The sequence below is a fragment of the Actinomadura sp. BRA 177 genome (assembly GCF_013372625.1).
Taxonomy (GTDB): domain Bacteria; phylum Actinomycetota; class Actinomycetes; order Streptosporangiales; family Streptosporangiaceae; genus Spirillospora.
Genome location: NZ_JABXFD010000217.1, coordinates 1 through 9,506, shown reverse-complemented (window position 1 = coordinate 9,506; position 9,506 = coordinate 1). Strand labels below are relative to the sequence as shown.

At 73.1% G+C, this 9,506-nt stretch carries 8 protein-coding genes; 6 read left to right on the top strand and 2 right to left on the bottom strand.

Translation table 11 applies throughout. From position 1 onward, the window contains the following. Positions 1 to 166 precede the first annotated feature (166 nt). Positions 167 to 892, bottom strand: a complete 726-nt coding sequence (locus HUX53_RS08140) for a M50 family metallopeptidase (RefSeq protein ID WP_176402546.1) — start codon at positions 890 to 892, stop codon at positions 167 to 169. Between the two features lie 189 nt (positions 893 to 1,081). Here HUX53_RS08140 and HUX53_RS08135 point away from each other — a divergent pair, with 189 nt between their 5' ends. The 3 genes from HUX53_RS08135 to HUX53_RS08125 are packed head-to-tail and all read left to right on the top strand — an operon-like array spanning position 1,082 to position 5,353. Then, entirely contained in the window at positions 1,082 to 2,065 is a 984-nt protein-coding gene (locus HUX53_RS08135) for a MoxR family ATPase (protein WP_176402545.1), read from the top strand. A 1-nt stretch (position 2,066) separates the two neighbouring features. Continuing rightward, positions 2,067 to 3,188: a DUF58 domain-containing protein gene (locus HUX53_RS08130; protein ID WP_176402544.1), complete on the top strand. Its 1,122-nt coding sequence runs from the start codon at positions 2,067 to 2,069 to the stop codon at positions 3,186 to 3,188. Continuing rightward, the gene (locus HUX53_RS08125) at positions 3,185 to 5,353 is read left to right on the top strand and encodes a DUF3488 and transglutaminase-like domain-containing protein (RefSeq protein WP_176402543.1); all 2,169 of its coding nucleotides are present in this window, start codon (positions 3,185 to 3,187) and stop codon (positions 5,351 to 5,353) included. The genes HUX53_RS08130 and HUX53_RS08125 overlap by 4 nt, the downstream gene beginning before the upstream one ends. Positions 5,354 to 5,368: 15 nt before the next feature. On the opposite strand, the gene HUX53_RS08120 is transcribed toward HUX53_RS08125, so the two are convergent. Further along, the gene (locus HUX53_RS08120; protein WP_176402542.1) at positions 5,369 to 6,007 is read right to left on the bottom strand and encodes a hypothetical protein; all 639 of its coding nucleotides are present in this window, start codon (positions 6,005 to 6,007) and stop codon (positions 5,369 to 5,371) included. Positions 6,008 to 6,025: 18 nt separating this feature from the next. Here HUX53_RS08120 and HUX53_RS08115 point away from each other — a divergent pair, with 18 nt between their 5' ends. The 3 genes from HUX53_RS08115 (at position 6,026) to HUX53_RS08105 (ending at position 9,303) form a co-directional block, all read left to right on the top strand. Further along, a complete protein-coding gene (locus HUX53_RS08115) occupies positions 6,026 to 6,205 on the top strand; it encodes a hypothetical protein (RefSeq protein WP_176402541.1) in 180 nt (59 codons plus the stop codon). After that, positions 6,202 to 7,137 (top strand): threonine/serine dehydratase, encoded by a 936-nt coding sequence (locus tag HUX53_RS08110; RefSeq protein ID WP_176402540.1) that lies wholly within the window; start codon positions 6,202 to 6,204, stop codon positions 7,135 to 7,137. Before HUX53_RS08115 ends, HUX53_RS08110 begins: the two co-directional genes overlap by 4 nt. 117 nt (positions 7,138 to 7,254) lie before the next feature. Continuing rightward, positions 7,255 to 9,303, top strand: coding sequence for a fibronectin type III domain-containing protein (locus HUX53_RS08105; RefSeq protein WP_176402539.1), 2,049 nt, complete (start codon positions 7,255 to 7,257; stop codon positions 9,301 to 9,303). The last annotated feature ends 203 nt before the right edge of the window (positions 9,304 to 9,506 follow it).

Here is a 9,506-nt window from a genome sequence, read left to right as displayed (position 1 = left end):
GACAGAGATGGGGCCTCTAGCCAGGCTCCTATGAAGTCACAACGCCACGTCCGGTGAGTGCACATGAGCGCCTCCCGGCCAAGGCCGACAGATCCCGTTGAAGACCCGAAGTCAGTCAGATGCTGGGTCAGACCCCGCCGGGAGGCGCTCATCTACATCATCTCTGTCAGAGGCCGGGCAGGACGGGGAGGTCGGGAACCGAGACGTCGGGGACGAGGAGGGCGCCGCCGGCGAGGAGCGCGAGCAGGGCGGTGGCGGCGAACAGGCCGACCCAGGCCAGGCCGGGGACGCCGGTGAGGTGGGCGAGCTGGTCGGCGTCCGAGCTCGGCGCCATGTGCCGGGCGCGCATCCGCTGCAGCTCGATCACCGGCCGGGTCGCGGCGAGCAGCAGGAACCAGGCGGCGAGGTAGGCGAACCCGGCCTGCACGGTGGCGCTGCCCAGCCAGGACACCGCGAGGATGACCGCGCCGGTGGCGACCACCGAGAGCGCGCCGTAGGCGTTGCGGATCATGATGAGCATCGCCGCCAGCAGCGCGAGGGAGAACCACAGCATCAGCGTGATGCGGCCCGCGGCGAGTAGCAGCGCGAAGACGAGGCCGAGCAGCGGCGGCGTCACGTAGCCCGCCAGCGCCGTGAAGATCATCCCGGGGCCGTGCGGCTTGCCGCGCGACACCGTCACCCCGGAGGTGTCGGAGTGCAGCTTGATGCCGTCCAGCTTGCGGCCGGTGAGCAGCGCGATCAGCGCGTGCCCGCCCTCGTGCGCGATCGTGACGGTGTTGCGCGCGATCCGCCAGGTGGGGCCGTGCAGCACCGAGGCGAGGGCGATGAGGCCGACGAGGCCGACCAGCCACAGCGGCGGGTCCGGCTGGGATTCCGTCAGCCGGTTCCACATGTCGGTGATGCTCACGTTTTCCACGTCCACCTCGGAGTCCGTCGTCGCGTCGCCCAACAGTAGGACGCCGGGGATACCGTTCGCGTTCGGTTCGTCCTGGATCAGGGCGATGTTCGAGGATCTTGCAGTCTGCCGCCCGTTTTGCCGTTAGTGTGCCTTCGCGTCGGCAGGGACGGGGGTCCGGGGCGGATGAGCGAGCACACGGGGACGGAAGCGGACGCGCTGGCCGGGCGGTTCGCGCAGCTTTTCGCGGCGCTGGCCGGGAACGTCGAGCGGGTCGTGCGCGGCAAGCGGGACAAGATCGAGCTTGCGCTGATCTGCCTGCTCGCCGAGGGCCACCTGCTCGTCGAGGACGTCCCGGGCGTGGGCAAGACCACGCTGGCGCGGGCGATGGCGGCGTCGGTCGAGGCGCAGTGGACGCGGATCCAGTTCACCCCCGACCTGCTGCCCAGCGACATCACCGGCGTCTCGATCTTCAACCAGGGGACGAACGCGTTCGAGTTCCACCCCGGCCCGATCTTCGCCAACCTCGCGGTCGCCGACGAGATCAACCGGGGCTCGCCGAAGACGCAGTCGGCGCTGCTGGAGGTCATGGAGGAGCGCCGGGTGACCGTGGAGGGCGTCCCACATCCGGTGCCGCGCCCGTTCATGGTCATCGCCACGCAGAACCCGGTCGACATGGACGGCACGTATCCGCTGCCGGAGGCGCAGCTCGACCGGTTCCTCATGCGGATCTCGATGGGCTACCCCGACCACCGCGCCGAGGTGGCGCTGCTCGCCGGCGCGCCCACCGGCGTGACGCTCGACCAGCTGCCGCCCGTGCTGGGCGGCGAGGACCTCGCCCGCGCGATCGACTTCGCACAGCGGCTGCACGTCGCGGCGCCGCTGCACGACTACCTGGTGCGGGTCGTCGCGGCGACCCGCGACCATCCCGAACTGCGGCTCGGCGCGAGCCCCCGGGCCGGGCTCGCGCTGCTGCGCACGGCGCGGGTGCGGGCTGCGGCGGCCGGTCGCTCCTACCTCGTCCCCGAGGACGTGAAGGCGCTCGCCGTACCGGTCATCGCGCACCGGCTGATCGTGACGCCTGAGGCCGAGCTGCGCGGCCGGACCGGCGCCGACGTGGTCGGCGCGGTGCTGCAGAACGTGCCGACGCCGCAGGCGGCCGGGGTCTGAGGTGCTGACGCCGCTGGGATGGGGGACTGCGGCCGTCTCGGTGCCGCTGTACGCGGCCGGCTGGTGGCTCGGCTACCCGGAGCCCGCGGCGCTCGCGGTCGCCGGGCTCGCCGCGGTGGGCGGCGCGCTGCTGTGGACGCTGCCGAAGCCGAAACTGGAGGTCAGCCGCGAGATCGCGCCCGCGAAGGTCGAGCGCGGCGAACCCGCCGTCGGCGTCCTGCACCTGGCCAACAAGGGACGCGCGGTCCGGGGACTCAGCGCGCAGGACGCGGCCGGACCCGCCGACGTCGCGGTCGACGTCCCGCGCCTGCGGTCGGGCGGCAAGCGCACGGTCACCTACAAGCTGCCGACCGCACGGCGCGGCGAGATCCCCGTGGGGCCGCTGCGGCTGGTGCGGGCCGATCCGCTGCGGCTGGCCCGCCGCGTCCGGGAGTACGGCGAGCCGCGGGTGCTGCTCGTCCGGCCGCGGACGGTGCGGCTGCCGGTGCTGCCGTCCGGCCGCGCCCACCACCTGGACGGGCCGACGAGCGACCGGTCGCCAGCGGGGACGGCGACGTTCCATGCGCTGCGCGAGTACGTCATCGGGGACGAACTGCGCCACATCCACTGGAAGTCGTCCGCCCGAACCGGGACGCTGATGGTCCGCCGCCTGGTGGACGCGAGCCTGCCGACGACCACGGTCGTGCTGGAGGCGCGCGCGGCGGCGTGGCCGGAGCTCGACGACTTCGAACTGGCCGTGGACGCGGCGGCGTCCGTGGTCGCCGGGGCGGCGTCGGCGGGCTTCCCCGTCCGGGTCCTGACCGGCGGCGGCCCCCTATGCGCCATCCGAGGCGGGCCCGACGACATGGAGGTCCTGCTCGACGCGCTCACCTCGGCCGCGACGGAGGAGGGCACGCGGTCGGCCGTTGACGCGGTGCGGAGCGTGCGCGCGGGCGGCTCCCTCGTCGTCATCACGAACGCCGATGCCGAGATGGGACGGATCGCGTCCGTCAGGTCCCGGTTCGACCGGGTCGTGGTGCTGCGCGTCAGGCCGGCCGGGCCCGCGTCCGCGCCGCCCGGCGTCCAGGTGATCGACGTGGCGGACCTGGACGGCCTCGCGGAATCGTGGCGGCGGACCCGATGACCCGCTACGTCCCGCTCGCCGTGACGGCCTGCCTGACCGCCGTCGCGGGCCTGTCGTTCCAGCGCGTCTTCGGACTCGGCCCCGTCATCCCGGTCGCGGCCGTCGCGGCGGTCGTCCCGACGCTGCTGGCCGGGCTGCTGTCAGGCCCGCGCAAGAAGCGCCCGTGGCCGCTGTGGATCTCGCTCGTCCTGACCGTGCTCGCCTGGGCCGGGACGGTGTCGCTCACCGTCCTCCGCCCGGCCCTCACTGACGGGACGCTGCCGCAGACGCTCCGTGAGGGCGTGCTCAGCTCGTGGAAGGCGATCCTGACCACGCTGCTGCCCGCGCCCGCCAAGCCCGAGTTCCTCGTCCTGGTCAGCGTGGCGGTGTGGCTCGCGGCGTTCGCGTCCGCCGAACTCGCGCTCCGGACCTCGCTGCGCGCGGCCCCGGCCGCCCCGGCGCTCGGCGTCTGGGCGGTCGCGCTCCTCCTCGGCGTGGACGGCCCCGGATCGAACATGCCCCTTGCCGCCGCGACCGTCGTCCTCATCGCGGTGCTGATCATCGTCCGCGCGGACGGCCCCGAAGCGTCCTGGCGCCCGCTCGCAGCCGGGATACCGGCCGCCGCCGTCCTCGGGGCACTGGCGTTCGTGGCCGGCGGATTCGTCCCGGTCAGCGCCGCCCCCTACGACCCGCGCGAGCAGGTGCAGGCGCCGCCGCCCCAGCAGCGCGACGGCGTCAGTCCGCTCGACCGCGTCGGAGGCTGGCTGCTGAACCCCGGCCAGGTCATGTTCACCGTCGGCTCGAAGCAGACCGCCACCGAGCGGCTCGCCGTCCTGGCCAGGTTCGACGGCGTGACCTGGTCGTCCACCGCCCGGTTCGTCCCCACCGGGAGCCGCGTGCCCGAAGGCCCGGAGCCGGACAAGAGCCACCAGATCGCCCAGCGCATCCCGAACCGCGACCTGGCCGGCGTGTGGGTCCCGGCGCCCGACCGCCCCCGGCAGGTGGACGGCCTCCCCGTCGTCGTCGACCCCGGCAGCGGCGCCCTCGCCGCCGCGCAGCCCCTCCGCCCCGGCCAGACCTACCGGATCAAATCGGTCGTCCCCGAGTGGACGGCCGACGACCTGGCCGGCGCGGGCATCGCCACCGACCCCGAAGCGGACGCCGCACGGCAACTGCCCTGGGGGCCGGGCGCGAAGAAGCCGCCCGTCCAGCTCGCCGAGTTCCGCAGGTTCGCGCAGGCGGCGACGCAGGGCGCGCGGACACCGCTGCAGAAGGCCGCGATGCTCGCCGACTACCTCAAGATCTACGCCAGGTACGACGTGACCGCGGCGCCGGGCCACGGCTACCGGCAGATCGACCACTTCCTCGGCCAGGGCAGGCGCGGCACGCCCGAGCACTTCGCCACCGCCTACGCCCTGCTCGCCCGGACGCTCGATCTCCCGTCCCGCGTCGTCGTGGGGTTCGAGGGCGGCCGACGCGTGGGCGACGCCGTCCAGGTCCGTTCCGGGGACGTGATGGTGTGGCCCGAGATCAAGTTCGACCGCCTCGGCTGGATCCGCTTCAACCCGCTCCCGGACGGCGCACGCCCCTCCAAGAACAACGGCGGCGTCGCGGCAGGGCAGACCGAGCAGAAGCTAGAGCAGGCGCAGAAGAGCGCGGCCTCCCAGCAACGCGACCCTGGCCCGACCAAAACGACACAAGAACAACAGAAACCGGCCCCCGCCGAAGAGTCGCCCACACCCTGGTGGGTGTTCGCCTCAACCGCCGTAGGCGCGCTAGCCATCGGCTACCTGTGCGCCGTTCTCCTCGCCCCGGCCTTGCGTAAACGACGCCGCCGGACGGGCACCCCCGCCGCTCGCATCACCGGCGCCTGGCACCAAGCGCTCGACCACCTGGCGGATATCGGCCTGTCGACGGCTAAGACGCTCACGGCACACGAGGTCGCACACTTCGGCACGTCCACCATCGGCGAAACCGCCCACGACCACCTGCGCCCGCTCGCCGACCTGGTCAACCACACCCGCTTCGCCGCGTCCCACCCCGACCCGCACGCCGCCGACCAGGCCTGGCAGCACACCGACCAGCTAGGACGCCTGGTCACCGCCAAGACCGGCCGCCTCCACCGCCTCCGCCGCCGCCTCCACCCAAGATCACTAAGAGACGCCCGGCTTCAGCCTCCGTCCTGACGGGGCTCCGGGCCGTCAGGGCGGCGGGACGCTGACCGCTATCTCGCCGCCGAGGATCGCGCCTGTTTCCAACGCCAGGTCGTCGCCGCTCCAGAAGCGGCCGGGGTCGAACCAGTTCGGGCGGCGGCCCTTCGGGAGCAGGCCCATCGCCTGGTATGTCACCGCGACGATCTCCGCGCAGAACGCCGTCTCCAGATCCATGTCGCGCTCGGCGGGACGGCGGATGGGTACGCGGCCCCGCAGCCAGCGCGTCGCCAGCTTCGACGTCGACGGGAACGGGGTGCCGTCCAGGCGGGCCACCGCGCGGAGCGCAGCGTCCTCCATCGCGCGGGACGGCGGCGGGTCGAGCTGCCGCAGCCACGCACGCTGCCCGTACCGGTTGCCCCACAGCAGGACGGCCTCGCGCAGGTCGTGCAGCTGGGCGCCCCGGTGGTGCCCGCCCGTCCACATGTCCCGCAGTGACCGGCCCAGCTCGGCGTGCCACATCAGCGGCGGCAGGTCGTCGATGACCAGCGCCATGCCGACGTGGTTGACGGGGCTGTTCGTCGTCATCTGGATCGCGCGGTCGGCGACCGTCCGGCCGCGGAACAGCCACACGTCCCCGGTGCGGGTCAGCTCGGCGGCCTCGTCGAGGGAGATGCTCGTACCAGGCATGATCGATACGGTAGCCCCATGCGATGGTTGAAGGGCCTGGGCTTGTGGAAGGCGCTGGGCATCGCCGGTTTCCTCGGCGTCGCCGCGACCGGTGCCGTGATCGTGCGGTCCGAGCGGCGCCGCCGCGCCTACACGCCCGAGGAGATCCGCGGCCGCCTCCATGAGCGGATCGACGAGACGGACGGGGAGCGGTCGTGACGGTGCGCGCCGTCCGTGCGCCCGGCCGGGATGATCTCGAAAGCGCCTGGCGGGCCGTGTCCGCCGAGCTCGCGCCCACGCCGCTCGTCCCGTCCGGTCTCGTGAAGGGCGCGCTGCTGAAGCTGGAGACGTTCCAGCCGACCGGCGCGTTCAAGGTGCGCGGCGCGCTCGCGGCCGTCGCGGCGCTTCCGGACGGCGTCCCGGCGGTGACGGCGAGCGCGGGCAACCACGGGCTCGGCATGGGCTACGCCGCCGCGAAGGCCGGCGCGGACGTGACCGTGGTCGTCTCGACACGGGCGTCCCAGGTCAAGGTCGACAAGATCGGCGCGTACCCGGTGCGGCTCGTCCAGCACGGGCTGACCTACGACGACGCCGAGGCGCACGCGATGACGCTGCCCGGCCACTACGTCTCGCCCTACAACGACCCGGCGGTCATCGCGGGCCAGGGCACCATCGGACGTGAACTCGACCGGCAGGCGGACGGCCCGCTCACGGTCATCGCGCCGGTCGGCGGCGGCGGGCTGCTCGCCGGGCTCAGCCTCTGGGCGCGCGAACGCGGGGACGTGCGGCTCGTGGGCGTCGAGTCGGCGGTGTCGCGCGGCGTGTACGCCTCGGTATCGGCCGGACGGGTCGTCGAGGTCGAGGTCGGCGAGACGTTCGCCGACGGCCTGCCCGGCAACCTCGAACCCGGCTGCGTGACCCCGGAGGTCATCGGGGACACCGCCGAGCTGACGTCGGTCACCGATGACCAGATCCGGACGGCGCTGCGCTGGCTCTTCCACGAGCACGGGCTCGTCGCCGAGGGCGCGGGCGCCGCGGGCGTCGCCGTCGTTCTCGCCGGTCAGGTCCGGATCACCGGCCGCCCCATCGTGGTCATATCCGGACGCAACATAACCGTTCCGACATTCACCGACGCGATTCGCGAAGTCTGATCTATCCGGGAAAACCCGGGCGGCCGCGCGGCGGGACCACTACGGTTTCCGTGCAAACGGGGCAGGTGAACGCGCGTGCGTGCGGCATTTCTGGGGTCTTTGTTCCGGCGTGACCGGTTGACGGGGCAGGTCGCGGTCGGGCTCGTCGGCGTGCTCGTCATCGCCGCCGCCGTCTACGGGGTGGGCGTCGCGAGCGCCAAGTACCGGCTCGCCGACGTCGGCGCCTGGCTGACCGCCGCCGGCAAGGGCCTCGTCGTGCACGTCAACGGGCCGGCCGGCAAGGTCGACGGCAAGACCGGCGTGATCCCGCAGATGCGCGGCCACAACATCAAGATCGTCCAGGACGGCGGGACGGTGCTGATCGTCGACCTGGACACCGGCGTCGTCAGCCGGCTCGACCCGGCCCAGCTGGACATCGGGACGAGCCGCCCGCTCGGCAAGGGCATCCAGGTCCTCGCCGGGGCCGGGAAGGCGTACACGGTCGACTCGGTCAAGGGCGTCGTGCAGGAGATCGACCCGGTCGCCCTGACCCCGGTCGGCGCGCCCGCGACGCTGCCGCCGATCCTCGGGCAGGCCGGCATCGACGCGCGCGGCGCGCTCTGGGTGCCGGTCGCGCAGAAGGGCGAGGCCGCCGCGTTCAAGGACGGCCGCCTCCAGCCGCCCGTCCGCGTCGGCGAGGCGGGCGACAGCCTGGCGCTCACCATGGCGGCCGGGGACCCGGTCGTCACCAATTCGACCGCCGCGACCGCCACCGTCGTCAAGTCGTCGGGGGCGAAGCTCACGGTGAGCCTGCCGACGACCGTCAAGCAGGCGGGACGCGGCGGCGTCCTCGCCCCGGCCGCGACCGACGGGAAGACCGTCCCGCTGCTGGTGCCGGGCGCCGGGTCGCTGGTCACCGTCGACACCGACACCGGACGGTACTCCAGCACGCGGCTCGCGATGCCGAAGCACCGGTACCGGCCGCCGCAGATGCTCGGCGCGAAGGTGTACATCCCGGACGAGACCGCCGGCGCGCTGCTCGTGTACGACGCGGCGGAGAACCGGTTCGAGAAGCCCGTCCCGGTGGCCGGACGGCCGTCCAGGCTGGACGTCTTCGTCCGCGACGGGATGCTGTGGGCGAACGACCCGTCCGGTCCGCACGCCGTCGTGATCGACCGGGAGGGCGCAGGGAAGGGCGTCGACAAGTACAAGGACCGGGTGCCGGGCGGCCAGAACCGCCGGCCCATCCCGCTGCCCGGCGGCGGAGAGGCCCCGCCGCCGCCCCGCACCCCGCGGCAGCCGTCCCAGCGGCCGACGCCGCCGGGCCCCGGCGAACCGCCGAGCGCGCCGTCCAACATCTCGGTCACGCCCGGCTCGGGCACGATGCGGATCGACTTCCAGCCCGCGCAGGGCGACGGCGTCATCGGGTACGTGCTGAAGGACGTCCCGTCCGGCCTGACCGCGAGCCCGTCCGCGATCCGGCAGGGGGCGGGACCCTTCACGTTCACGGTCAGCGGTGGCGACTGCGGGCGCGAGTACCGGTTCCGCGTCGCCGTCCGCTACCGGGACGCCCGCGGCCGGACCCGCGAGCAGGTGTCGGCGGCCAGCGACCCCGTCCGGCCCTGCGTGACGCCGGGCACGCCGACCGGCCTGAAGGCGAAGGCCACCGCGGCCGGGGCCGAGGTCGCGTGGAGCCCGCCGCCGGGCGGGGGAGCGGTCGGCTACAAGCTCGCCTGGACCGGCCCGGTCAGCGGCTCCGTGACGGGCGCCGCCACGTCCGCGAGGCTCGGCGGCGTGTACACGAACGGCCGCTACACCTTCACGCTCACGGCCACGAACGGCGCCGGGACCGGTTCGGCCGCGACCCTGACCGCCGCGCTCACCGGTCCCGCCGTGAACTACCCGGTGGAGCGCAACGGCAACTCCGACGCCTACATCAGGCCGACGCCCGACGCCAACGCCAAGGGCGAACTCGTCGCGACCATGACCGACAACAACGGCGAGCTGGTCGCCGTCCGCTGCCAGGAGAAGGGCGCGTACTACCGGCACCCGAGGGACGCCAACCTCGCCGGGGACATGTACGCCAAGATCACCTACAAGGGTGCGACCGGCTACGTCATCGGCTACCTGGTCAACACCCCCGGCGACTGGAAGAGCTTCGCCTGCCTCCCCGTCTGGAAGTGCTAACCCCTCCGTTGAGTTGCGGCGTGTTGTTGTTATGCGGCATGCCATAACAACAACACGCCGCAACTCAACGAATCGGCGGGGCGGTCAGCTGCGGGGGTCTTATACCCATCTTCGAGTCCCCGAGACGGACCCCTACATCCGACGCCGTCCTCTGCTTGGAAAAAAAAAAACACCACAACACCAATATGACCTCAAGAACACAA